The organism is Pseudoalteromonas piratica (assembly GCF_000788395.1).
Lineage (GTDB): Bacteria > Pseudomonadota > Gammaproteobacteria > Enterobacterales > Alteromonadaceae > Pseudoalteromonas > Pseudoalteromonas piratica.
In genome coordinates, this window is the sequence record NZ_CP009888.1 from 1,768,296 (window position 1) to 1,794,586 (window position 26,291).

Here is a 26,291-nt window from a genome sequence, read left to right on the forward strand (position 1 = left end):
TGAGCACGAGTGAGTTATGCGCCGCGGTTTTTCTGTGCCAAATGAAAATGATAGTTTCAATATACGCGTCTTTAAACAAGTTGTACCTTATTTATTAGAATTTCGCACGCGTATTATTGTCGCCTTTGGCTGTTTGGTACTTGCTAAGCTTGCCAGTGTTTACCTGCCTTTTGTACTTAAATACACCGTTGATACCTTAGATCAACAACAGAGTGTGGTGCTACTTGGTACGATAGGTTTAATTGCCGCCTATGGTGTGTTGCGACTTGCCAATGTGGTGTTGTCAGAGTTACGCGACATGTTGTTTGGTCGGGTGACTGAACGTGCCATGCGTCGTATTAGCATGAAAGTCTTTAGCCATTTACAACACCTCGACCTTAAATTTCATTTAGACCGCAAAACCGGAGGCCTTGCCCGTGATATTGAACGAGGCGTATCAGGCATTAGCTTTGTCATGCGTTTCTTTGTTTTCAATATTGGACCAACGTTAATTGAGTTGATGTTGGTGATTGGTATTTTAACTTCCAAATATGGTGCCAAATATGGGTTAGTGATTGCTGCGTCTGTGGTGGTTTATATCACGTTCACTGTTTATGTAACTAATTGGCGATTAAAGTTTATCCGTGAAGCCAATATGGCTGACAATCGCTCAAATACTCGCGCCGTTGATAGCCTGTTAAATTTTGAAACGGTCAAATATTTCAATAACGAAGATCACGAAATAAAAGAATACGATGTAGAGCTTGCCGCATGGGAGAAAGCACGTCGCAAAAATCGCTTATCATTATTTGCGTTAAATGGTGGGCAAGCACTGGTTATTGCAACAGCCATGACATCCATGCTGTTATTTGCTGCATTAGATGTTGAAGCAGGGGCGATGACGCTCGGTGATTTTGTATTGGTTAATGCCTTTATGATGCAAATATTTATGCCACTCAACTTTTTGGGGTTTGTCTATCGTGAAATCAAAGGCTCGCTTACCAATATTGAAAATATGTTTGATCTGCTGAAAGTAGAGACATCCGTTTCACGTAATGCTGATGGCAAAAGGCTTGATGTAAGCCATGGTGCGATAGCATTTGAAAATGTAACCTTTGGATATGCTAAAGAGCGCACAATTCTAAACAACTTATCTCTCAACATTAAAGCGGGTAGCAAAGTGGCTATTGTAGGACCAAGTGGTTCCGGTAAAAGTACACTGACTAAGTTACTGTGTCGTTTTTATGATGTGACAAATGGCGAGATAAAAATTGATGAGCAACCCATCTCTCAGCTTGAACTTGACTCATTGCGCAAAGTAATTGCAGTGGTACCGCAAGATACTGTGCTATTTAACGCCAGTATTTTTGATAACATTCATTATGGTAATTTAGCTGCAACTAAGGAGCAGGTTATTGCTGCAAGCGAAGCTGCCAATCTCAAAACCTTTGTTGAGTCACTTAAAGAGGGTTTTGATACCCATGTTGGTGAACGAGGATTAAAACTCTCAGGTGGTGAAAAACAACGCGTTGCGATTGCGAGAGCATTATTGAAAGACTCGCCCATTATGATCTTTGATGAGGCTACCTCAGCACTTGATAGCCATAACGAAGAAGCCATTATGCGTACCATTAAGCAAGTAGCGCGTCATCATACCGCTATTATGATTGCCCATCGCTTATCAACTGTCACCGATGCCGATCATATTTTCTACTTGGAACAAGGTCAGCTGGTGGAAGAGGGCACACACCAGCAGTTACTGGAAAAAAATGGTCATTATGCAGCACTTTGGCGCAGTCAAAGTCAATGATAAGCAAATAAAAAGGCAGCGAAAGCTGCCTTTTTATTTGCTTAATTAATAGTTGGCGTAAGGCACAATTAACCTTGGTACCAATGGTAATTCACCGTACATAGGGTTAAATAGATATTTCACGTAGATCTGTCCGTAATTTGGCTCATAAAAATCAGCGCGGTCAATATTAAAGCTCGCACCAATTAACCACTGTGGCTGTATGCGATATTCAACCAATCCTTCAATACCCCATGAAAAGCCACTACTTTTATCAGCTGCAAATACTGGGTCGATGCCTGTTTCAATTGCTTTTAACTCTGCAATCGCTTGTAACTCAGGGTTATTGGGATAGAAATCGATGGCATCCGTGGTAGTGCGTGAATAACCACCATTTACTTTTAGGCGATAAACTAAATCATCTTGGAAGCGGCCATCTACTGTGACAGGTACAGAGACCCCCATGTATTTTTGCGGGCTATAGTAACCACCGTGGCCGTAGGTTTCTTCAGAAAGATTATGCTTATAGCCCCAATACAACAAGTTAGTGCCGACAGACAGTTCAAAATCAGGCTGTTGGATAAAGCGATAATAGGCACCTGTCATGGCTCGCTTGCGGTCATTATCAAGTACATTCTGACCTTCATAATACTGATAATCGAGTGTTGCCCAAAAGCCCCATTCAAGTCCGAGGTCATGATAAAGCCCAAGGGTTAGGCCATTACTCGTAACACCGCCCCATATGTCATTTTGATTGACATCTTCCAGACCTGCATACGAAAGCACACTGTTAGTCAGTGCTCGGCGCTCAACTTCAATGTCATAGCTAAAATCACCAAGACTATTTTGATAGAGCAAGCCACCCACTATATTCGAGATTAAAAAACCTTGAGGCGTTGTGCCTATATCCACGCGCCAGTTTTCATTTTGCCAGCCAAAGCCAAGGGCAATGCCTTGATCGCGAGGAGTGATACTGAATAATGAGCAGGTGTCATAACAAAGTGCGCCCGTACCATAGCGGCTTGCCGAAAAACGTTCAGTAAAGTTTGTTTGCTGTGCCGAAATACTCACCGCATCGGCCTTTGCAAAAAGTTGCCCGTCCATAAAAGGAAAGTAGCCTTCAAACAAAGCTGCACCAAGGCCCAATTCATGATCGTTTTGCGTGCTTGTTTGACCACTGAAATCCCCAGCAATTGCAAGGTGGCCATCAGTACGGTTTTGAATTTTGGCAATACCGGAACGGGCAGAGCGCATATACCAAGTATCCGTTTCTTTGTCTTGCGTGAGCTCATGCAGTATTTTTTTATCGGTTGTGTCTAGGTTTTGACTTGTTAGCACTTGGCGATAGTACTCAATAGCGAGATCGCTTTGGCCAAATTTATCCGCTACTTGACCTGCAAGATTAAGTAATTCAGCATCCGCTGGTGACAGAGCTAGTAAATCTTTTTTGTACCTTAACGCATTGCTTTCATCGTTGAAATCTAACAAAAGTGCCATTAAGCGGCGTTGATTGTAGTTTTCATCGGCAGCTAAGCGATAAACAAGGTGCCGTACCACTTTTTCGCCGAGTGTATGCTTATTACTGAATAATGCCTTTTGCGCTACTTGATACTCAGTTTCAAATTCAAGCTCACCATATTTGTGAGCATTTTCATAAAGTAAATCAACCTGTTCGAATTCACCTTTATTAAGTGCAAACTGCAAAAGTCGTGAATTAGCTGGAATACTTGAAGGGTTGTTACTTAAATACGATGTTAAAATCAGTTCTTCACGTTCAGGTTGCTTTTTAACCTGATAGCGCACTTTTAAATTTTCAATTTCGCGTTTTTCACTTTGCGTACTGGCTGGCGCCATATGTAAATTAGCAAACCAGTTGTCTAATGCGACTGTGTCATCTGAGTTGAGTAACCACTCACTGTAGAGCTGGTACCAGTAAAAATCGAGTTTTGGTGTGCTATCTAGGGCAGTGCGCAACTGTTTTGTTGCGCGGTTATGCATACCAAGCTTGTGCCATTGGGCTGCAATTTGCGCATTTTGCAAATTGCTTAACTCGTTTTGGTTCTCAATTTCTTGCAATAGCGCTAGGGCTGACGCTTTTTGTTCGGTTTCAATTAGCAAGTCAACTTGTTCGAATTGTTCACCGAGCGCAAGTGTTTCTTTTAATTCTTTAATTTGCGGTGTGTAATCTTTCACACGGATATAAGATAGGCTTTGTAAGCCTGCGCGGTAATCGCCGAGAGAACGCATATAAAGGGCATGTGTATAGCGTATTTCAGGATTCATCGGGAAACGCCACAGCGCTTGGTTATAGACTTTCTTACTGGCGTCTATATCGCCTAACTTACGCCACTCAAAGGCAAGATCATAATAAAGCCAGCCATTGGTCGGAGAGGTTTTTATCGCTTTTTCAAGCAATGCGATGGCTGCTTCTGGTTCACCTCGGCTCGATAAATCATCGGCCTGCTCACGATAGATAGATGTTTTCGCAGCATTGATTTCTGCGGCAACCGCTTGACGTTGTTTTTTTGTCAAACTGGATTCAAAGCGCTCTAACGAAGCAATACTTTGTTGCTCTTCCACAATGCCGAGGAGTAAAGATAAGGCATAACTGTTGTTAGGATCATTGCGTAACACTGTTTGCAAGTATTTGATTGCTTGCTGGGTATTCCCTTTTGCTTTGGCAATTTGGGATGAATAGATAAGTACAGTGTTGGTATCTTCGTTAAGCTTTAAGGCACTGGCAAGAAGCGTTTCAGCTTCAGTCAGCTCAAGGGCGTCAATTGCAGTACGTGCTTGTGCGATTAGTCCCCAAAATTTTGAGGTATTGAGTAAACCAAGCCAAATCGACTTATCACTGCTATCAGCCAATGAGGCTGCTTTTCTAAAGTATTGTTGTGCATCAGTATGCTTACCTTGTGCCATTAAAGCGCGCCCTAAGTCACCAACAATATCAGCATCCTGTGGACGACCTGCAGCAGCTTTTCGCAGCAATTTTTCTGCCAGCGCATAATTTTCGTTGGCCATATGACGTTTGCCACGTTGCCAAGCTTGGTAATTTGGATCGGCTTCAAGTTTTAATTGCGCAACAAGTTTTTCGCTGAATACATCGTATTGTAATTTGCCTAAATCGCTATTTGGGTAGAGGCTGAAGAAATAACTATATTGTGAGCGTGTAAAAGTGCTGATAGGCATATCTTCTAGCGCATTTAACCATACTCGTTCAACTTCGATACGCATTTGCGAGTGTGTTGCATACTTTCGTAAGATGGCGAGAGATTTTCGGTCAGTTGGTTTGCGTTTTAAAATATGGCGAGCATATGCGACTTCAAATTCTGCCGTATTAGGGTAACGCTGAGTTAACTTTGTGAAGAGTTTTTTTGCTCGCTGCCAGCTGTCAGGATCTGCTGATAGCATATTGGCGTATTCGAATTTAAAACGTGCTGTTGGGATCTCGCTTCGAAACAAAGCTTTAAACTGTTTTGCAGCTTCCTTGTATTGACCTGCACGGGCAAGCAGTCGAATGGCTTGTAATTTTTCTTTGCCTTCAGGCGAATGAATATATGCAATACTGTCTAGTCGTTGAATATAAGGATAAAAGGGCTCTTCCTTTTTAAACGCTTTTAACTCCTCTACAGCCTTTTCAACTTCGCCTTGTTCAAAGTAATAGCGGATCCAGGCCGCTCTGATATCAAGACTGCCAGGCTCAACTTGTTCTAGACGCGCAAGGCTATCAATCACTAGCTGTGGTTTTTGTTGCGCTTCGCCGAGTTCAACTTGCTCTAAAAGCCAACTAATAGGTTGTGCATCTAGCCCATCGCTGGCATGCACTTGTGTTGTAAGTAAACAACTAACTAATAGTGCCGAGGCTCTTAGTTGCATTCGGTGCTCCATGCAGGTACTAATGAACCGTCATTTAGCAGTTCAAATCGCGCATTTGTTGCAGCAGTACCAAATAACGTTAATACACTGCTGTAGTAGTTATTGCGCAGCTCATAATCAATATTGGCATTGATTTTTTGATTTATCATGCTGGCAGTTACGCGGTCACCAAATGATTTCATAAAGGGTAGTATCGCTGCTTGGAAGCCAAGAGGTCCAGTTTTATTAGTGCGGCCAGTTTTAGCATAAGTGTTTAGCGGCACTGCGCGATTGGTACTTACTTTTCGTGCCATCGGGTCGAATTTGAACAGTAACTGCTCTTTATAGCTCGCATCATCGGCTAACAGGCCTACCCAAAGGTAACTGCGAATGGCATTGAAGTTACCTTCATCATTATGTTTCTTAGTAAAATGAAAGCCTTTTTTCGGATTGTAAAGCACCCAATCTGGGCTAAAGCCTTTTGGCGCACTTTCAGAAAGCACAACAAGTGAAGAATTCAGTACTTCTTGCCAAGGCTGACTTGGGTAGAGTTCTATAAAACGCTGGAAGATAAAAGGAGGTAGATAGCTTGGGTTTAATCGCCAAGTGCTATCGTCAACTTTAAAGCCATAAGGGGCTGGTAATACGGTTAAGCCAAGTCCAGGTAAAAACTCGGTTTCTTCTTTAAGAATACGCTTTGCCATTACCGCGGCCAAAACGGCATAGCGACGCTCATTCCACAAACGACTTGCTTCCGCGAGTGCGTAGGCAATCCATAAATCGGAATCTGACGCAGGATTTGAGTCTAAAATACTGTAGCTGGTCGGTGTCTTTCGGCCCCAAAGCCACGCAGGTAGGCGTGCGCTCAAATCGCCCTCGGCAAGATGACGTTCTGTCCAGTTTAATAGCTTATCAAAGGTTTCTTGGTCGTTTGCAACGAGCGCGAAAAACATTCCGTAGGACTGGCCTTCACTGGTTGTAATGTTTTTCTCTGAGCCTAAGTCAATGACACGCCCATCTTTAGAAATAAAGTTGTTTTTAAAGGTTTGCCATTCAGGCCACACCAAGCAACTTTCAGCTTTCAACCATGTTGGCATCAGAAGAATGAGCAATAGTATTAACTTTTTCATAATTTAGTCTTCCTTATCGCCAACACGTTTACGCGCTAATGTATTGAGTACACGCCATAAAATAACAGATAAAATGAGTAATGTAATAATGGTCATAAATGCTAATAGTAACGGGTGGTCAGATAAATGGAACCAGATTAACGTGTGTAACGGCAGTGACCCCACATAATAACGTTCACCAAGGTGTGATTGATGCACTTTATACGGGTTGATGATGGTTGCAGTACCTTGCACTTCAATTAATTTTGCACCGTCAATTAAAGTATCATTGATTAAGTGAAGGTCGTTACTGCTTGCCGCCATGATGGTTACAACACTGCGCTCATCGTTGAATGGCGATTGAAAACCTGCGATAGCAGCAAGCGAGCCATAGCTCTCTAATGAAACATGGGTGGCCGCATCTTCATTGCTTTTAGCATACTTATAAGGCTGTGTTTCATATATAGCTTGTTTAATTTCACGCAGTGACTGATTAATAAGCACAGACATATGTTCGCTTTGCGAAAAGCTTTCTGCGCCTGTTTGAGAACCAATTAATAGAATGTCTTTGTCATCAAAGTCTATGTCAGCGCCATTGTCAGTTAGAATGGTTGCTTTCAGAGATGGGTAACCAGTGGTTTGCCCTAAATGACCGGTTGCGGTCAGTAATGTTTCTACCTCATCGCGATTTGGTGATGCTGGAAGCACAATCAGAGTTTCACTTAAATCTGCATATTTAGTAAAAGGAAAGCCACCTTGTGCATAAGCATGTAAGTTAGGCATGGCGATATAGTGATGATACCCCGAAACATCGATGGTTGAGTTTTCATCAATGGCACCAATTGTTCCCTCTGGCGCGGTCGTTTGGCAGAAACCTTCTTTTTCAGTAGAGAATAAGAATTCAAAAGCAACATCATTTTTGATATCTACTTTAAAGCCGGGAACAGTAAAATAACGCTCTTTGTCCGTATCATCTGTTGATAACAATGGGATGCGAATATCTTCATCAACAAGGGTTGAATATTCATCTGGGTCAAGTTTGTAACCCTGCACATATTCTTCGTTAATTGACATATTTAACCGAGACACACCTTTGTCCGTTGGGGGGGTGTAACGGTATTTGAGTTCAATGGGTAACCCATCTGTGTACCAAGTAAATAGATCAGGAGCGACGCGCACGTCTAATTTAACTGGTGGTGCACTGTAACCTATAGCTTGTAATTGATTTTTGTATTCAACTAATTCACCAAAGCGAACAGGGCGATCTGAGCGGATCCAGCGCGGCGCATCATAGGCTTTGCGTGGTTCAATAAACTCCACTTTATTAATTTTAGCCGTACGTCCAGTCATCATTGGCAAACCTAAGGCGAGGCCTTCGGCAGCTACTTTTAAATCGTCACTATTGCGTCCGAGAACAAGTAATAATTTTTGATAGCGATGCTCTGGGTTGGCAATCACCTCAACAACAGGCCCTTCCACATCAGGGTAGTCAGCTAGAAAGTCAGGACGATTATCGTTTGTCGCAAAAACTACGCTGTGTGAGCTTGGTAGCTCATTGTAATTAACAGGAAATGTTGCACCGCGCCAGTTTGCTTTTGCACCAAACCATGAACTTAAAATACTGGCAGCATGCAGGGTTGTATTATCAGGCGTTTGATTAAATACAAACGGTAAATTTAACTGGGAATAATCACGTTCATCAAAAAATGGTTCTGGGAATTGCGCCAATAAGCTTTCAAAAGGTAATTGCTGCTCAGTAAACGTAATACGGCTGGTACGGCTAATGTCGGCCCAAATACTCGAATGGAATGGGTCTTCACATTCGCGTGTATAGTGACCAATTAATTCAAAACGTAAGGTATTAAAATCTTCAACAAACTTTGGTTCAAGTTTAATACTGTGTCTTTGCATGCCTTGGTTAACAGTTTCATGGCTTGCATCAACCACTGGAATCGTCGCCATTACCTCTTCATTCAGGTAGACCTTAATATGTGATAGTTCACGGATTAATGCAGGTGAACTGGTAAAGGCAAAATCGAGGCTTAGATCCGTAATGATATGGTCAACACGGTTGGTAAAATCAACGGTTCGGCTGGCTTGTACCCCGCGCAGACGCATATCTGGGCGGTTTAACTGTTCAAACGTATAGGATAAGGTGCTGCGCGGACCCGCTTCAGGGTAACCGTCTTTGTAAATTTCTTTGTTCTCAGCAATTTTTATTGCACTTTGAGCAAAGTTACCAGATAGACTATTATCGCTCGTGGTTGCAGAGCCACTCACGCTGTGAAGCGTGCAGAGCGCTAATATGCTTCCTGCTATTTTAGTTAGCACTTTCATAATTTAAATTTCCCAGCTTTGGCTTTCGCGGCATAAACGAACCAACCAAATTTAAAATATTACCAATTTTAGTTATGTATTTCTTCGCATTGTCAGGTGCATGTAAAATTAAACTTTTAAAACCACGCACACTGGTTTCTCGCACATGTTTAAAACTTTCAGAGGGTAGATCATGTGTGAAATTTTCTTGCCAAGTTAGCCATGCATCGGCACGGCTAAACGTTGATTCAATGTAGTTTTTTTCTTGTTCAAGAGTAAGGTTGTTAAGCGTCAAACCAGCACGGTTTTTGCGGCCATTGATGACTTTACATGGAAACGAAAATTGGCGACGTCCGCGAGACATTATTAATTCGATATCGCTTTCAATTTTCAGTAGATCCTCCGCTGGCAATTGTACACCTACACCTACATCACTAAAGTCAGTTACTCGCACTTTGTATGTTTTACCTTGGCTATCACGCACTGCCGCAGGAAAATCAGCTGCAATACGATGAGAGCGACGGACTTGCTTTGCTTCAGCTGCAACAGCAATGGCAGCACCTAAAATCATAAAATTATAAAGTGCCCACGCCATACTAATCAGTAATACGCCGATTTGAACAGGGTCACCAAAGAAAAGACGAAATACACCAACGACTAGACCGATTAAGTTAATTGTTGCTAAAAATAAATAAGGCTTTGAGATTTCCCAATCGTAGAAATCTTTGTCGGTTAATCCACCTTTTTCTGTTACGTTAAACTTACCTTTGTTAGGTGCAAATAATGCGACAGTAGTCGGTTTTAAAATGTACCAGGCAAGAACAGCCTCATACACTTCCCCCCAAAATGAATAACGCCATTTACCTTGGATTCGGGAGTTCGTTATTTTTACCTGCATCAAGGTCGGCACCACATACAATAAAATCGCTAAAAAAGGTGCATATATGATGTAGGCATCAAAATAGATAAGCGCGAGCGGTGCCGTTAAGAAAACAATACGGGGAATGCCTGAGAAAAAGTGCATCGCAGCATTGAGATAGCAAAAACGCTGACTTAATGACAAGCCTCTTCCAAGTAGGGGATTATCAACTCTGAATATTTGCGCCATGCCTCGTGCCCATCGTATTCGTTGGCCAACGTGGGTGGATAAACTGTCTGTTGCAAGGCCAGCAGCTTGCGGAATATTGATATATGCAGTGCGATACCCTTTACGCTGCATTTTAAGTGCGGTGTGGGCATCTTCAGTTACGGTTTCAAAAGCGAATCCACCAATTTCCTCAATTGCACTACGGCGAATAACAGCGCAAGAGCCACAGAAGAAGGTCGCATCCCAAAGATCATTTCCGTCTTGGATTAGGCCATAAAACAGCATGTTTTCATTTGGAATTTGTGCAAAATTACCGAGGTTCTTTTCAAACGGGTCGGCTGAGAAAAAATGGTGGGGTGTTTGCACCAAACACATTTTAGGGTCTTCAACAAATTGGCCAATTGTCATCTGTAAGAAAGATCGAACAGGGACGTGGTCACAGTCGAATATGGCAATTAGATCGCCATCAGTGTAACGCATAGCATGGTTTAAGTTACCCGCTTTCGCGTGGAAATTAGTAGGACGAACAATATAACCGACACCGATTTCGGCAGCAAATTGCTTGAACTCATCACGTTTACCATCATCGAGAATGTAGACATTCAATTTATCTTCAGGCCAATCTAATGCGAGGGCAGAAATAGTCGTCGGTTTAACTACGCTCAAAGGTTCGTTATAGGTTGGAATATAGACATCAACTGTCGGCCAAGTGCTGGTATCTTTGGGTAATTTAACGGGTTTTCGTTTTAGCGGTCTAATAGTTTGAAAGAAACCGAGGATAAGTATAAACCACGCATAGGTTTCGGCTGCAAGCAAACCAAACCCGAGGAATAATGCGATTGGGTCACCCCAGTTAAGTGTTTCATTAAAACGCCACCAAATATAACGAGTAGAAGTCGTGACAGACAGCGTTATCATAACAATGGTCGGTAAGGGGCCTTTGATACCGCGAAGGGAATACGCGATAAATAAGATTAAGCTCATAAAGATGGCTTGTGCTTCGAGTGAGAAGGGTACCGTGATAAAAATAGCAAGTAAAAAAAGCACGCCTGCGAGCAGTATCTTGGTAATGTGAGGCTTTTCCCAAAAATCTGCATTGGTTAATTTCTGCAAACCCGTTTGCGAGTTTTCATTAATTTCTTTATTAAGTGATTGACGAACTCTTAACGTAAACCATTTATCAAATTGATTTGCCCACTCTATAAATAGCGGCAAAATTTTGAAAATAGAGTACTTGGCTTGTTTCTCTTGGTTGTCTTTTTGGCCACGCTTAAATTTTACTAGCGTCAGGAATATCAGCTGTATGATAAAACGAAGTGGGTCACCTAGGCGAAAGCGATTTGGCTTTAACTGAGGAAAGTAACGATAAAAAGCGTTATCAAAATCTATCCGCTCTAACTTAATTAAAGCAAAGAAAAGGAAGTAAATAACGGTTAACAGCCCCGACATAAACACACTATAACTGTTATCGACGAAAAAATAGTCATAACGTGATTTGATAAGTTTAAAGCCGCTGGTTTGGCGTGTTGAATTGTTCTCGCTCATGAGGACTGTGTCTGCGCGTGACGTTTGTTATTCAACCAACTAGCGAGGGCATGAAAGTCTTCTTTCACAACACTTAGCGGGAAACAATTGATAAGTACATTTTTTGCCGCTAACGCTTCAGGTACAGCACTATCAAAATGCATAAAAAACGGCGCAAGCTGAGCTAGGTTAGCACGCCAGATTTGGTAAATATCAAGTTCAAGAGGATTGCTGGCATTAAAGCGGTTAATCAGGAAATAGGTGTTTTCACCAAAGTTGCCTTTTTTGATTTGGCTATAGCAGCTAGGGTCACAGGTTACAGTATTTATTACGATGTCGTTTTCATCGAGCGGTAACTCATCAAGCGATATATAACTCGGTACATCGAAAAATAGCCAGCTATTCACTTCTGATGACAGTCGTTTAGATTGGTTTAATAGGGTATTTAATGAAAAACTATTTGTTGCCTCTGAACCATAAGGCACATACTTTACACTGTCTTCGTTAACAAAAGCGACGTCTGTCCATTGCGAATTACTGTCGTTTATTTTATTAGACCAACCAATTTGGTCGTGCCAGTGGTGGCCTAAGTGCAAACACAATTCATTTTTAGGGTCGAGGTCAATACAAAGCACATTATGTTTGCTTTGAGCTAATAGTGTTGCAATATTGGCAACAATTGAGGTGGTACCTGTACCGCCTTTAATGCCCCTAAAAAAAACTCGATTCATACAAATAAATGCTGTGCTCTAATGGAATTGTTAAGTTTCTTCGATTTCACTTAAAAGATCGTATTTAGCGATAATTTTGCTTTCTTTCTGCTTTTCGGTAATTTCAACATAATCCGCGACAGCGATGTTGCTTTTAGATTCTAGTTTAGAAATATCATGCGCGTTGTAAGCATTTTCAATCTTTTGTGCGTTTTGATTTTCAGTCACAAAATTAACCTCTCAGGTAAAAACAGTTCTATTATTAGACGGTTAGATTCGGTTAAACTATTACATTCTATTACGCGGAAGATAAATTCAAAATTACCTATTTCCCCTTATATCCCTTTAAATTCATAAGCTTCTTCAAGCAGGTGTAATTGTAATTAACTTAAACAAATAAGGATTTAGCCGTTTTCTCAAACATGGCGCTGGACTTAGCTAAATGATTGTATATAGAATCATATTTTGAGCTAAATAGAAAGTATTACTTTTTTATATCTAAGCGTTATGTGGTAATAAGACGCTTATACTGCAAAACTGGGCTAAATGTGCATAAATTAAACTTTTTAGGTATTCAAAACGAGCAAGCTGAGATCACTAAATCTGCAACATATGTAATGTTTGCTAACAGTGAAGAGTTTGGTATTGAATTGGCCTTACGCTCGCTCGACGGGCAACATAATAATTTCGTTATTTCACAAGAGCCAGGGCGCTTTTTGACAAAGACGGATGGACAGTCCCAAGCACGTTGTCAGGCATTTACCTTAGACCATACCTTTTTTGTCGACAATCAACTAAACGCTATTAGCCAAATATTTGAAGAACTAAGTTTTTATTCTGGTTTTCGAAACAGCCACATAATAGTGCATTTTTCAGAAACGCTTGCCGCTCGCTTTGATGAGAACTTTGTTAAAAAATTATTGAAAAAAACAAAACGATTGAGTGATAAATACAAGACCAGTTTAGTGTTTTTAATGACTGGGAAAAGTGCACTTGAAAAGCTGACCCATTTTGTTAAGTACAGTGCGTTACTTGATGGGGTTGCCCATTTAAATAGTCACTTAATGAATCACGCGCTGATTTTTGATTTTTGGCGGCATTCACATGGCGTATGCTCAAAAGTTAAATACCAGTTATCCTTTGATGACAGTCCTTCGGCTCAGCTTGAGCAACAACAAGATGAAGAAAATGCCTTTTATCAGCAAAACCTTGAACAGGTGTTTATTGCAAAAGAATTGTTGCCTAGTGAGACTAAACTGCCACCTAATTACCATGTGTGCGATGACAACCAAAGCGTTTTAGAAAAGGCTAAAACAAATAAAGGCGCAACCGTTGTTCTTTATGCTTCAAGAGATGTCGAAAAAGCACAACTAGCAGCCCAGTGTTACAAATTACGTGAGCTATGTGGCCCCTGGTTAAAAATTGTTATCAAAAACAAAGATGGTGTATTACGACATCATGATGAATGTGTGTTTTTAACCTTAGGTGTCAACCTTATTTTGCATACAACGACTGATATTTCACGCCTGATGTCACAAGTGCAGGCGTTACAAGGCGTTAAATTCGCACGGGTATTACCAAAAGATTATAAAGCTGTATTGGCACATGCCAATGGTGTTGAAGAAAAAGGGTATTTAACCCCAACGCATTTTACTGACGCGGTTAAAAAGCAGAGAGCGTCGAGCTTGTCCACAGGGGTAAGTGGTGTTTTAGTGGTTTTGGACCTAATTAAAGGCTTAGACCCTATTGATGCATTAAGACTTTTTTCTGTTAAACGAAATGGCGATTTTTATACTGCTAACCGAAATCAGGTGTTGTTGTATCTGCATGGTTGCCGAGAGAACGATGTCACAAATGCGTTAGAGCGTTTATTTCGATTAGCTATTAGTGAGTTCTTTACTGCACACTCCATTTATTCGCAAGACTTGTACATTGAAGATATTTGCAGAAATTTAAAGCGTGATGATGAAAATAAAGAGTTGGAAGATTATTCTATTGGCTTGTTGGAGTCTGCAGTGGAAGAACAAGTGCCCACTATGAGTACATCCGGCAGAACATCCTCTATCAACGATATTTCACGTTTACCAACTAGAAAGCCTTGTACTCCTTATACCTTAACCTTAGTGGATTCAGAGTAAATGTATTTAACTTATATTATTATTGCGTTCCTGCTCGGGGTGGTTATTGGTATGGTACTCACTCAATACCTTAAAGAGCTTAAACACACTGTTAGCAAATTTTATAAAACGTGGACGTTTAAACACAAAGCAATTCATCCCTACAAGCCACAGGATAAAGACTAATTTATGAGCATTACACACCCCGATAAAGATCCCTTGCGTTATGATCCATTAGGGCGATGGAATTTATACTTCTTAGTTAAATTAGGCTTGTATTTTAGTGATGTAATTAGTTTACATGTGTTAGAAAATTTGGCGTTTATCGCTTTTTTATTACTGCCCTTTAAAAATGTTATCTTACATAAGGCAAAGCATGTTAGTGCTGTTTTTGTTGCTGCGTTCTTACTGCATTATGATTCTTATCTACCGCCCCTAGGTCGTTTACTTGAAAGTGGCGACTTACTCAGTGATTTTAGTTTCCCTTATCTTATCGAGTTATTATCACGATTCTTATCGTGGCAATTTGTCGCGATGGCATTGGTATTGTTGATTGTATATATCTATTTGGTGAGCTGGGTGCGTTTTACAACAGTCAGCATCGCAGGGATATTGTATATTGGCCTAGTTCAGTTTTTTGCCACGCAAACTGTGGTTAACACTGATGCCACATTGGTAAATAATGCGCGCCATGCATCGCCTTCACAATCGCAGCCCACATCAATGGATCCTGAACAAGCGATACAAACATTTTATCAACAGCAATCGCGCTTGCGTACAGAGTTTCCTGCTACAAACTTAGGTGGTGATTTTGATATCGTGTTACTTAATGTCTGTTCACTTGGCTGGGACGATTTAGAGCGTGTTAATCTAGCAAAACACGCGCTCTTTAATCAGTTTGACTTGTTATTTGATAACTTCAGCTCAGCGACGTCTTACAGTGGCCCCGCAGGGATTAGATTATTAAAAGCGAGCTGTGGGCAAACCTCGCATCAAGGCCTATACAGCGATGCTAATAATCAGTGTTATTTGTTTGAAAATTTAGCAAGCTTAGGTTTTGACAATGATTTTGCGATGAACCATAACGGTAATTTCGATAACTTCTTAGGAATGGTTGAGAGCCAAGGCCGCGTTGATGCAAAGCTTCAATCACTTTCAGGGGTAAAAATCGCCCAACGCTCGTTCGATGGCACACCGATTTTTGATGATGAGCAAGTATTAAATAAGTGGCTTAAATCACGGTTAACGTCATCTAAACCACGTGCAGCCCTTTACTACAACACCATTAGCTTACACGACGGTAATATTATTGAAGGCCGCAGTAAGTTCGGCAGTAGTTTAAAAAGCTATGGAACCCGTACTGAAATGCTGTTTAAACAGTTTGACCGATTCTTTAAACGTTTAGCACAAAGCGGTAGAAATTATATGGTGGTGATGGTGCCAGAACACGGAGCCTCATTAGCTGGAGATAAAATGCAAATCGCGGGTATGCGCGACATACCAAGCCCTGCAATTTTAGATATTCCTGTTGGCGTTAAGTTTATTGGCCCTAAAGTCAAAGCCAATAGTGCACAAAAAGTGATTTCTGACCCCTCAAGCTATCTAGCTATTTCAGAATTAATTGCCCGTGCAACGCGCCAGAATCAATTTGAAGGTACTTTAGATCTTGCCGCACTGGTAGCTGACCTGCCAAAAACCCCTATGGTGGGAGAAAATTCCGGCACCCGAATGCAAATGTTTAATGGCAAACCCTACATTCAATTAGATGATGGTGATTGGATGGTTTATCCAGGCTATTAAGGGAATTTGAATAGGGAGCGAATGCTCCCTTTTTCATATCTGAAAAATTAGTTATTGATTATAGCTATTTTGTTCATTTATGTTTACAAATTTGCTTTCAATCTGTTGTTTTTCCAGTATTATCAACTTCAACGTGCTTAAGCTGGTAATGGGGAAATTATGCGCTTAGAAATACACTGTGCGGACCGAATAGGTATCGCTCAGGAAATACTCAATATTTTGGTGAGTTATCAAGTTGATTTAAAAGGCATTGAAGTTGATTCGGTTAATTGCCGAATGTATGTGTCATTTCCACCAATTGAGTTTGAACAATTTCAAAAAATTATGCCTGAAATTCGTCTGATTCAAGGTGTTGAAGATGTTAGAACAACGGCATTTTTACCTTCTGAACGAGAGCATAATGAATTAACAACATTACTAAGCGCACTGCCTGATGGTGTGATTTCAATCGATGTTAAAGGCATTATCCGACAGTGTAATGATTCTGCTTGCCGAGATTTAAATACCACACCCGAGGATGTTATCGGGCAACACATTAATACACAGTTAAAAGGGTTTAACTTTTCGCGTTGGCTTGAAAGTGATGAAGTCCTGGCGCAAACCACGCGCGTTGAAGTGAGTGGCGAAGATTTCATTGCTGATATTTTACCTATCTCAGTACCTGACTCTGAAAATGGTTTCACCTTTGTTGGCGCGGTTGTCAACATCAAATCGCAGAGTCGTTTAGGCGAACAAGTAAGTGCCTTTAGGCGTCAAGGAAACGAAAGTTTTGCAACAATTCATACCCACAGCAGTGCAATGCGCAAAGTGGTTCGTGAAGCGCGCAAAATGGCGCAACTTGAAGCACCTATTCTAATTACAGGTGAAACAGGAACAGGTAAAGAGCTACTCGCTAAAGCGTGTCACTATGCTTCTAATAGGGCAAACAAGCCATTTGTCACACTTTCATGTGCGTCATTGCCAGATGATGCTGCAGAACCTGAACTATTTGGTTGTGCATTACCAAATGCAGAGAGCCGAGGAGTGTTAGAACAAGCCGATGGTGGTACAGTTTTCCTCGATGAAGTAGGTGAAATGTCGCCACAATTACAAACGAAACTATTACGCTTTTTACAAGATGGTACGTTCAGGCGTGTAGGCAGTGAGAATGAAGTCAAAGTAAATGTGCGTATTCTTGCTGCCACCCAAAAGGATATTCCTGGAATGGTACAAGAAGGGCGTTTTAGAGAAGATTTGTATTATCGTATTAATGTATTGAGTTTAGAGCTTTCACCACTTCGCGATCGCAAAGCGGATATTGTGCCGCTGACTGAGCACTTTATTAGTCGATATTCACATCAACTTGGTCGCAAAGCGCCTGCATTAGACGAAACTATTGCGTCATTTTTACAGCAATACCCTTGGCCTGGCAATGTACGCCAATTGGAAAATTCCTTATATCGTGCCATTTCATTATTAGATGATGAGCAGTTAAGCATTGAGCACTTACAGTTACCGAGTTTCACTAATGACTTAGGGTATCTTGAGTCTGATTTTGAGGGCACACTTGACCAAGCCGTTAAGCGTTTTGAGTCAACGTTGTTAAGAAAGCTTTATCCTGCGTATCCAAGCTCAAGACAGCTAGCGAAACGTTTAGGGTTAAGTCACACTGCAATTGCCAATAAATTACGTGAATACGGCATTAATCGTAAAACCATTAAAGTATAAAAAAACGCTAGCGAGTCTAGCGTTTTCTCCCTTTATCCTTGGTAATACCGCTGGGAAGAATGTAATTAATGCCGTCTTTATTAAACACAAATTTGATAGTTGGGTTACCCGTTTTTAGAAAATAGTTGTACTGGTCTACCCACAGAATGTAATCACCTCTAACAGGATAATCGAGCCTTTCTTTTACAAGTTTGATGGTGTGCGGGCCAATTTGCCATTCAAATTCAGAAATAAACCCTTTGGCAAACTCTTGTACAAAAACGGCTTGGTCATCACCGGCAAGGGTAATCGCCAAAGAATAAGAATCGGGTAGCTGATCCATCGGGTATTGTTGTGAGCCAATGGTAAATTGCTTGTTCTTTTTATCCCACTTAAAACCAAAGTCAAATTCTTTCTTCATACCAGATGGGTAGGTAACGGTACCACTTCCTGGTAATTCAAAGCTCGCCTGACAAACGAAGCTGATGCAGCTTAATAACAAAATGAGTAAGTACGACTTCATAAACACCTTAAAAGTATCGTTTTGTGCTTGAGTTTATTATTAAACCTGAGAAAATGATGTTTTCTGGTATGACCACTCAAGACTATGAACTTATATTTTAGATTACTATTACTTTTTTATCGGATAAAGCGAAATAAACTTTACCAACCATTGCTTGAAGAGGTTGAAATAAACTACCGCGCTTTGCCTAGCGATTGCGATATTAACCTGCATTTGACTAATTCACGTTACCTTGCCTTTATGGACCTTGCCCGTACTTGGATGACAGAACGCCTAGGATTATTTCCTGTTGTCATGAAAAACCGCTGGTTTCCAATCGTAAATGCAACTGCCATTACCTACATTCGCGACATTAAACCGCTTCAAGAGTTCACTGTTGCTACGCAGTTAGTCGGTTGGGATCATAAGTATTTTTATATTAAACAAACCTTTAAATCTGAGCGCGGGTTACATGCTGTGGCCTATGTGCGCGGTGTGTTTAAGAAAAAAGGTGGCATTGTAACGGTAGAAGAATTACTTGAGGCGGCTGGTTTTGATGGAGAAGCACCTGAGTTACACGAAGAAATAGTGCATTGGAAAGAAATGCTGGAGTGTAAAAAACAGCGCGACCATATTTAATTAATCTTTAAAAAGAAAAGCCCCAGTTTGGGGCTTTTTGCTTTTAGTTTAATTAAAACTTATAGCTTGCTTGAACATAGGCAAATCGACCTTGTCCACTGTGAACGTTAACAACGAAGCCCATAAAGTCATGATAGGCAAATGGTGGTTCTTCGTTGGTTAGGTTGGTAGCACCCACTGTTAGCACTAAATCTTCTAAACCAAAATAGTTAACTGACGCATCGAGCGTAGTCATTGCATCCACATCTTTATTTAGATTTAAAGAGGCTTTTTGTTCGAATGAATCGATATAGTTCAGTGCGGCTGTTGCGCTAAAGTCATCTTTAACCCAATCAACAGATGTAGTCCAACGCATTTGAGGTTGTTCAAAACCACCTTCTTTGGTGCCTTTGTAATCTTCAAAATTCAGAACATAGTTAAGCACATAGCCAAATTTAAACTGGCCAACTTTAGTATCCAAGTTATAACGAACGTCTAAGTCGATACCTGATGTTTGTAAATCGCCAATATTTTGGTAAGAGTCATTAATTTGAATCACTTCACCGGGATCATTTGGAATAGTAGTTGGACGACGTTCAACAATATTAGGATCTAAACCGTGCATATCCATTACAAATTGCGTATCAGCATCAATGATATCAGTAATATCATAATCATAATAATCGATTGAGAAATTCAGGTTTTCTGTAATATTATAGATTAAGCCTAGGTTATAACTTTCTGATTCTTCTGGCTGTAAATCGGGGTTACCTTCAAAAATTGCAGTATATTCTTGTAGACTACAAGAATTATCCGCACCATTTGTTAACTCACATCTTTTTGTATCGATCAAATTCGGCGACTCATCAGTTCGGCCTAAACCGAGTTGGTGCAATGATGGTGCTCTAAATGCGGTGCCCCAAGAACCACGTAGGCTCACATCATCCATTGGAGACCAGAAGAAAGACACTTTAGGGTTTGTGGTATCACCAAAGTCACTGTAGTCCTCGTATCGTGCAGCAAGTTGCACTTCTAGTGAATCTAGTACTGGGATCGACATTTCACCGAAAACAGACATGTTATCACGTGAGCCATTAGCTTGTGTCGCTTCGGTACCAAATACCTCGCCACGCAAGAATTGATCATCAGGGTTATCACTAATTGACTCTTCGCGATATTCACCACCGAATGCCAGCATTAAATCGCCGTGTTCCATTTCAAAAATTGAACCAGAGGCTTTGAAATCAAGCGATTTCATCGTTGATTTACCAATACGTGTTGTGGTTGTTTCAACATAGTCTAAAACTTGTTGGCCATTTGTTGATGGTTCGAACGGGTCATACGCACCCGAATCAATCGCTTCTTGCATACGTCTTTTATTAGGGAAACCATCCACACCGCGCTCAGTTGAACTACTTTTAATATAACTGTATGCCGCTTCCCAGTTCCAATCTTTGAATTCACCTTGAATACCGATAATTGCACGGTGATAGTTCGAATCTACACGCTTTTCACGGTTACCGATGTCTACAGTACGACGGCGCATTGTTAGGTCTTGGCCATGGAATTTATGATCTGGCATATTGGCAAATGGGTGGTTAATGTTATCGCCCGCCATCGTTAACTCATTAAAGCTAGGGCTACCTGCACCACGAACGGTCGACTTTGAATTTTGACCATTTAACTCCGCAAATGCGCGAAGATTATCTTGGATTTCATATTTACCTAAATAATTCCAACTGAAGCGCTCAGCAGCTGGGATCATTGTCATATGAGGGGCATAATCGTAACGACAATTACTACCTATTTGATTTCCGTTTCCATCATTTATTGGAGTAATTTGATCTTCTGGGCAGGTATCAACACCGAAAGTATCAGCTATTCGTCCACTGCCGTCAGCATACATTATAGAACCGGTGATACCTGAAGTACTTCTAAAATCTTCAGCTAAAGGATCGCCTGTTCTTAATGCTTGGTTAGCGGTTCTTGAATAGTCTCTGTCGGCATACAACACTTCTTCACGGTTGAAGTACTCTAAAATAAAGGTATGGCTTGAGTTATCAGTTTGATTACCAAACACTAAGTTAACGCTTTGCTCATCACCGCCACCATCGGCAGTCGTACCGAATTTTGCTGACACTTCAGCACCTTCAACATCATCGCGTAAAATAATGTTAATTACACCAGCAACGGCGTCAGAACCATACGTTGCTGAGGCACCATCTTTTAAGATATCGACACGTTTAATTGCAGATAATGGAATATTGTTAATATCAACAAATGATGTATCAATTCCTTTCGCAAAAGGTGACACCGAAACGCGTCGGCCATTAATCAAAATAAGTGTTGAATCAGCACCTAAGCCACGTAATGATACTGACGAACCACCATTTGCTGTGTCATCACTGCTGTTTGCTTGGGTTGAGAAAGTACCTTGACCGGAAATAGGTAATTTAGTGAATAAGCTGATTAAATCTGTAACCCCTGATTTTTGAATGTCCTCAGCTGTTAGAGTAGCAACAGGTGAGGGACCTTCAAGGTCGGTACGCTTAATGTGAGAGCCTGTGATTTCGATGCGTTCAACTTGTTTTTCTTCATCAGCTTTTGCAATAAAAGTAGAGAAAAGTAATGAAGATGAAATAACTGAAGCGAGAGTACTTAACTTGAACTTTGTAGCGCTGTTCATAGTAAATTCCTTGTTTAATTATTATTAAAATTAAGTAGTTAATTTACGTCCATTAACTAACCAACAATATTAATATCATGCAAACAAAAAATTAACAATTCAGGTTATTAATGCATCAAAGTAATTGTAATCAAATATTTTTTACGAAATAGTTTCAGAAACGCTTGGGTAATAATTTCTTTATAGCAGCGTATTTAGTGTGAAGAGAAGGGCGGGGAATAAGCGTGTTTGAAGACAAAAAAGCCACGCGATTGCGTGGCCATTATTAACGAGCAGCGTGTTTCATTGTTCGTTCTTTTTCACGTGCCCAATCTTTTTCTTTGCTGTCAGCACGCTTATCATGAAGCTTTTTACCTTTAGCTAGGCAAAACTCTAATTTCACCCAACATTTCTTCCAATACATTGCCGTTGCAACAAGTGAGTAGCCTTCTCGTTCTACGGCACCAATTAAACGGTCAATTTCGCGCTTTTTCAGTAGTAATTTACGCGGACGCATTGGGTCGCATACAACATGTGAAGACGCTTGAAGTAAAGGTGTGATTTGGCTCGCGTGTAAATACGCCTCGCCATTTTTAACTTGGATAAATGTCTCGGTAATGTTTACTTTGCCGGCGCGAATACTCTTCACTTCCCAGCCTTGTAGTTCCATTCCAGCTTCAAATTTATCTTGCAACAAATATTCATGACGCGCTTTTTTATTTAACGCGATGGTGTTGCTTTGTGCTTTTGGTTTTTTGTGTTTTGCCATAATGGCGTCATTATACTTATCCGTTGTGGTTTTACACTCTTTTTTGACATTCTGAGACTTCTTTTTTTGTTTCTTGGCTAAACCTTGGTAGAATTCGCGATGTTAATTCTGGAGAGTATATGCCGCAAATTAGTCGATCTGCGCTTGTCATGTTTAGTGCGCAGCAAATGTATGATTTAGTTAATGATGTTTCTAAGTACCCCGAGTTCTTACCAAACTGTTCTGGGGCGAAAATACATAATCACACTGCACATTGTATGTCTGCATCGGTTGAAATCTCGAAAGCAGGTATGCGGAAATGGTTTTCCACAGAAAATACTTTAACCGACGGACAAGCAATTGAGATGAAATTACTTGATGGCCCTTTCAAAACACTCGCTGGTGGCTGGCGATTCACTCCGTTAGATGAAAAAGCCTGTAAAGTGAGTTTAGAGCTGGACTTTGAATTTACTAACAAGCTTGTCGAGTTGGCATTTGGCAAAGTGTTTAATGAAGTTGCAAATAATATGGTGAAAGCTTTCACTCAAAGAGCAAAACAGGTGTATCAATAATGAAAACAATTGATATTGTTTATGCATTGCCAGACTCTGCCACAACCATTACATTCGAAACCAATGATGAGCTTAATGTTGAAGAAGTCATTCAACAATGTGGTATTTTGCAAAAGTGTCCGGAAATTGACTTAGCATCAACCGCTGTTGGTATTTGGAATCGAACATGTAAGCTGAATCAAATGGTGAAGGATGGCGATCGTATCGAGATTTATCGTCCGCTGATTGCTGACCCTAAAGAGGCGCGCAGACGTCGTGCTGAAAAAGCGAAAGATGAAGGTCGAGCAAATAAAATAACAGGTGGCCGCGCAGGGCGACGTCAGTCATAAAAAAGTCATGCTGTTGCATGACTTTTTTTAAATTTTTGCTTACTGATCGAGAGGTGTATTGAAGGTTTCCGGTGTTTCATAATCACCGCTAAGTGCTTTTAATTTATCACCATCGAATTCGACAATTAGCTCTTTTCGTACTTCGTTTTTTCTTCCTGCGTTGAAAAGGTAAAGGTAATACCAAGTACTCTCATCAAACGCATCTTTTGCAATTGGTTGACCAAGAACGTATAAAACTTGTTCCCGTGACATCTCTACTCGTAATTTATCAATGTCTGTTTGCTCTAAGAAATTTCCTTGCGGAATTGGCATTCTATAAAGCCAAGACGAACATCCAGAGGTGATAACTAATACAGCACAGAGAAAAATATACTTAAACCAATTCATTGAATTCTTTAATCCTTACTACTAATCGCATCATGATACCTCTTGCTATCAGGTTATAAAAGTGTAAATTTGACTTAAATTAATCAATGAAGTTCCCAAATCGCTGTTTTTATGTCAAAAGAAGTTCACTGCACGGCACCCCAATTGATAGAAACGCCTTGGTATCTTTATATTGTTGAAAATAAATATGGTCATTGGTACACGGGCATTACGACTGACGTGGCTCGCCGCTTTGCGCAACACAATGCTGGTAAAGGAGCAAAAGCCTTAATCGGCAAGGGACCTTTAACACTTATTTTTCAGACTCTCGTTGGTACACGAAGTGAAGCCAGTCAATTAGAGTATCGCGTGAAAAAGCTAACTAAGCAGCAAAAGATTAATTGGGTAAAGAGCGGCTTAGAAGGTGCGGATTTGCATCCAATGTTGAAATCACTTTAGCAATATTTCTTAAATTAGCATCAAAAAATGAGTGATCTAAATTTTCATAGGTGTCTTGCACTGTATGGTAATTATCATGTTCACCAACACCAAAGTACATAATCGGAATTTTCTTTTGGTAAAACACGCGATGATCTCCCGCATCAATAATACGGCGGCGTTGGTTTTTCACTGAGCTATTATAAAATCCATTTCCTTTGGTAAATTTTATACGACTATTTTGGTGCCAGTTTGCGTCTCTTAGAGAGTCAACAAGTGCCATCGAAGGTGTATTATAAAGCGCGAACAAACGCTTTCGTTTACTTACGCCTAACATGTCTAAATTGATATTGATTAACACTTTGTTAAGCGAAACGGGGGGATTTTGAATAAACGCACGTGCACCGAAAAGTCCTGCTTCTTCCGCATCGGTTGCGAGAAATATGTAATTAAGTTGTCTGTTGGGGCTTTTAGTTATTAACTCTGCGAGTGTTAACAACGCTGATACTCCCGAGGCATTATCATCAGCACCATTGTAAATACGACTTCCTTTGCTGCCTAAGTGATCATAATGGGCGGTTATCACAACGAATGGCTGCTCAGGATTAATAGGGGTCGATGCCAACACATTGTGACCAATGCCATTGCTAAAAAAGCCACTTTTGTATTCAAATGACGAAATAAAGTGTTCGCTGAAGGGTAACAATCCTGTGTGTTCGAATTGCTGGGCAATGTAGTTAGCCGCAATAGTGGCGTGCTGAGTTGCTGTTTTCCTGCCGTAAAGTTTGTCATGGCTTAAAAACACCAGATGGGAATGTGCCGTAAGTTGTGACTTTGGGGTGAGCGAAAGTGTTAACGCGATTAAAGCGATGTTTATCATTGCACTAATTGCGCACTGAGTGACATGATTTTACCGCGGTAACGCTGTTTTTCACTATCAAAATAAGCATGTTTTTCTGCTTCTTCTAACTCACTTAGCGCCCCACTAATATCGCCGATATAAAAATAGGCTTTAGCAAGGCCAAAATGACTTTCATGCAGCGTACGATCTAGTCGAATTGATTTTTTAAATAGTTTAATCGCCCGTTCAAAGTCCTTTTGATAGAGCGCTTCATTCCCTTTGGCAATGGCATAATAAGGGTTTTGACTGCGTTTGTGCTCAAGTGCAGTACGAATCGCAGCCGCCTTTGATTCTCTGCCAGTTAAGTCATAAAGGCGTGCCAAATTTCCTTTGGCAGTATTATTGTTATTATCTAATAACAAGGCGTGGTTGTAGGCCAACTCTGCCTGTTCTAATTGGTTATTAATGCGATACAGAACGCCAAGGTTTCCAAAACTAGAGCTGTATTGTGGCGCACTTTCAATTGCTGCACTGAAATAAGAATAGGCAAGATCGTATTCACGGTTGATCATTGCTGCAGCACCTTTATTGTTGTAAAACATCGCGAGAATAACGTCTTCACTAATTATCTGGGTGCGGAACTTTTGTCTAAAACTACTTGGATTAAAATCAACGATTAAGTCTCCAACTGTGTCGTAGACAGTGGAAGTGAGCGCAACATTACTCGCACTTGGTCGCTTAAGGCGTAAATTTACGTGCCCCGTTAATAAACTATAACCATTTTCACTTGCCCAATACTCAGGAATAAATACCTGTTGAAAACGAGACTCGAGGCCAAAATGTTTTGCCATACTGTGCGCCATAATTGACAGCGATAAACAGTTTGCATCTTTACTATTGAATGTTTCTTCAGCAGTAAGGGTTGCACCGGTGAGGTAGTTTAAACTTTGGTTTTCCGGAGCAAAAATATATTTTATTAAGGATCGTGTTGTCAGGCGTTTATCTAAAGAGCGAGATATTTCTGCTTCCATTTTGGCAATCGAGTTTTCGGATAAGGCAAAGACATCGTTTTTTGATTCAATGGTAACAGGAGTAAAGGAGTGGTCAGTCAGCAGCTGAGCGGGAGGTTTTACTGTATCTGGTGTAGAGTTACACCCAGCTAAACAAATTATTACCAAGCAAAAGAAGACACGCATAGGACCTCCAAAACCACTAACCTATTGATTAAAGATAGTAA

At 40.7% G+C, this 26,291-nt stretch carries 20 protein-coding genes; 8 read left to right on the plus strand and 12 right to left on the minus strand.

Annotation, left to right across the window (positions count from 1 at the left end):
• Positions 1–16 precede the first annotated feature (16 nt).
• A complete protein-coding gene (locus OM33_RS08110; RefSeq protein ID WP_038640718.1) occupies positions 17–1,789 on the plus strand; it encodes an ABCB family ABC transporter ATP-binding protein/permease in 1,773 nt (590 codons plus the stop codon).
• A gap of 45 nt (positions 1,790–1,834) precedes the next feature.
• On the opposite strand, the gene OM33_RS08115 is transcribed toward OM33_RS08110, so the two are convergent.
• Genes OM33_RS08115 through OM33_RS22505 form a run of 6 tightly spaced genes read right to left on the minus strand, consistent with a single transcriptional unit; the run spans position 1,835 to position 12,600 of the window.
• A complete protein-coding gene (locus OM33_RS08115) occupies positions 1,835–5,647 on the minus strand; it encodes a cellulose synthase subunit BcsC-related outer membrane protein (protein ID WP_038640720.1) in 3,813 nt (1,270 codons plus the stop codon).
• A complete protein-coding gene (gene bcsZ / locus OM33_RS08120) occupies positions 5,638–6,756 on the minus strand; it encodes a cellulose synthase complex periplasmic endoglucanase BcsZ (RefSeq protein WP_038640721.1) in 1,119 nt (372 codons plus the stop codon). The genes OM33_RS08115 and bcsZ overlap by 10 nt, the downstream gene beginning before the upstream one ends.
• A gap of 3 nt (positions 6,757–6,759) precedes the next feature.
• Positions 6,760–9,072, minus strand: coding sequence for a cellulose biosynthesis cyclic di-GMP-binding regulatory protein BcsB (gene bcsB / locus OM33_RS08125; protein ID WP_038640723.1), 2,313 nt, complete (start codon positions 9,070–9,072; stop codon positions 6,760–6,762).
• Complete coding sequence (bcsA, locus tag OM33_RS08130; protein WP_052140942.1) at positions 9,056–11,683, minus strand: UDP-forming cellulose synthase catalytic subunit; 2,628 nt, start codon at positions 11,681–11,683, stop codon at positions 9,056–9,058. The genes bcsB and bcsA overlap by 17 nt, the downstream gene beginning before the upstream one ends.
• Positions 11,680–12,393 (minus strand): cellulose biosynthesis protein BcsQ, encoded by a 714-nt coding sequence (gene bcsQ / locus OM33_RS08135; RefSeq protein ID WP_038640725.1) that lies wholly within the window; start codon positions 12,391–12,393, stop codon positions 11,680–11,682. The genes bcsA and bcsQ overlap by 4 nt, the downstream gene beginning before the upstream one ends.
• Before the next feature lie 30 nt (positions 12,394–12,423).
• Positions 12,424–12,600: a hypothetical protein gene (locus OM33_RS22505; RefSeq protein ID WP_199922423.1), complete on the minus strand. Its 177-nt coding sequence runs from the start codon at positions 12,598–12,600 to the stop codon at positions 12,424–12,426.
• A gap of 320 nt (positions 12,601–12,920) precedes the next feature.
• Between OM33_RS22505 and bcsE the strand changes: the two genes are divergently transcribed.
• The 3 genes from bcsE to tyrR all read left to right on the plus strand — a co-directional run bounded on the left by bcsE (position 12,921) and on the right by tyrR (position 17,996).
• Positions 12,921–14,510 (plus strand): cellulose biosynthesis protein BcsE, encoded by a 1,590-nt coding sequence (bcsE, locus tag OM33_RS08140; RefSeq protein WP_199922424.1) that lies wholly within the window; start codon positions 12,921–12,923, stop codon positions 14,508–14,510.
• Positions 14,511–14,678: 168 nt separating this feature from the next.
• Positions 14,679–16,289 carry a cellulose biosynthesis protein BcsG gene (gene bcsG, locus OM33_RS08145; RefSeq protein ID WP_052140943.1) on the plus strand — a complete coding sequence of 537 codons (1,611 nt, stop codon included), beginning with the start codon at positions 14,679–14,681 and terminating at the stop codon, positions 16,287–16,289.
• 159 nt (positions 16,290–16,448) lie between these two features.
• Entirely contained in the window at positions 16,449–17,996 is a 1,548-nt protein-coding gene (gene tyrR, locus OM33_RS08150; protein WP_038640727.1) for a transcriptional regulator TyrR, read from the plus strand.
• A gap of 16 nt (positions 17,997–18,012) precedes the next feature.
• On the opposite strand, the gene OM33_RS08155 is transcribed toward tyrR, so the two are convergent.
• A complete protein-coding gene (locus tag OM33_RS08155; protein WP_038640729.1) occupies positions 18,013–18,498 on the minus strand; it encodes a hypothetical protein in 486 nt (161 codons plus the stop codon).
• 84 nt (positions 18,499–18,582) lie between these two features.
• Between OM33_RS08155 and OM33_RS08160 the strand changes: the two genes are divergently transcribed.
• On the plus strand, positions 18,583–19,116 hold the full coding sequence (locus OM33_RS08160) for a thioesterase family protein (RefSeq protein ID WP_038640731.1): 534 nt from the start codon (positions 18,583–18,585) through the stop codon (positions 19,114–19,116).
• A gap of 52 nt (positions 19,117–19,168) precedes the next feature.
• On the opposite strand, the gene OM33_RS08165 is transcribed toward OM33_RS08160, so the two are convergent.
• Together OM33_RS08165 and smpB are read right to left on the minus strand one after the other, a co-directional pair.
• Complete coding sequence (locus OM33_RS08165; protein WP_038640733.1) at positions 19,169–21,781, minus strand: TonB-dependent receptor plug domain-containing protein; 2,613 nt, start codon at positions 21,779–21,781, stop codon at positions 19,169–19,171.
• A 265-nt stretch (positions 21,782–22,046) separates the two neighbouring features.
• Complete coding sequence (gene smpB / locus OM33_RS08170; protein ID WP_038640735.1) at positions 22,047–22,529, minus strand: SsrA-binding protein SmpB; 483 nt, start codon at positions 22,527–22,529, stop codon at positions 22,047–22,049.
• Between the two features lie 119 nt (positions 22,530–22,648).
• On the opposite strand from smpB, the gene OM33_RS08175 reads away from it, so the two are divergent.
• Positions 22,649–23,080: an SRPBCC family protein gene (locus OM33_RS08175; RefSeq protein WP_038640737.1), complete on the plus strand. Its 432-nt coding sequence runs from the start codon at positions 22,649–22,651 to the stop codon at positions 23,078–23,080.
• Positions 23,080–23,409 (plus strand): RnfH family protein, encoded by a 330-nt coding sequence (locus tag OM33_RS08180; RefSeq protein WP_038640739.1) that lies wholly within the window; start codon positions 23,080–23,082, stop codon positions 23,407–23,409. Before OM33_RS08175 ends, OM33_RS08180 begins: the two co-directional genes overlap by 1 nt.
• A gap of 39 nt (positions 23,410–23,448) precedes the next feature.
• Here OM33_RS08180 and OM33_RS08185 read toward each other — a convergent pair whose 3' ends face one another.
• Entirely contained in the window at positions 23,449–23,796 is a 348-nt protein-coding gene (locus tag OM33_RS08185; RefSeq protein WP_038640741.1) for an outer membrane protein assembly factor BamE, read from the minus strand.
• Between the two features lie 111 nt (positions 23,797–23,907).
• Here OM33_RS08185 and OM33_RS22325 point away from each other — a divergent pair, with 111 nt between their 5' ends.
• The gene (locus OM33_RS22325) at positions 23,908–24,234 is read left to right on the plus strand and encodes a GIY-YIG nuclease family protein (RefSeq protein ID WP_081991032.1); all 327 of its coding nucleotides are present in this window, start codon (positions 23,908–23,910) and stop codon (positions 24,232–24,234) included.
• On the opposite strand, the gene OM33_RS08190 is transcribed toward OM33_RS22325, so the two are convergent.
• Both OM33_RS08190 and OM33_RS08195 read right to left on the minus strand, forming a co-directional pair.
• Positions 24,173–25,093 (minus strand): M28 family peptidase, encoded by a 921-nt coding sequence (locus OM33_RS08190; protein WP_038640743.1) that lies wholly within the window; start codon positions 25,091–25,093, stop codon positions 24,173–24,175. The two genes, OM33_RS22325 and OM33_RS08190, sit on opposite strands and share 62 nt — an antisense overlap.
• Complete coding sequence (locus tag OM33_RS08195) at positions 25,090–26,250, minus strand: tetratricopeptide repeat protein (RefSeq protein ID WP_038640745.1); 1,161 nt, start codon at positions 26,248–26,250, stop codon at positions 25,090–25,092. Before OM33_RS08195 ends, OM33_RS08190 begins: the two co-directional genes overlap by 4 nt.
• Positions 26,251–26,291 lie beyond the last annotated feature (41 nt).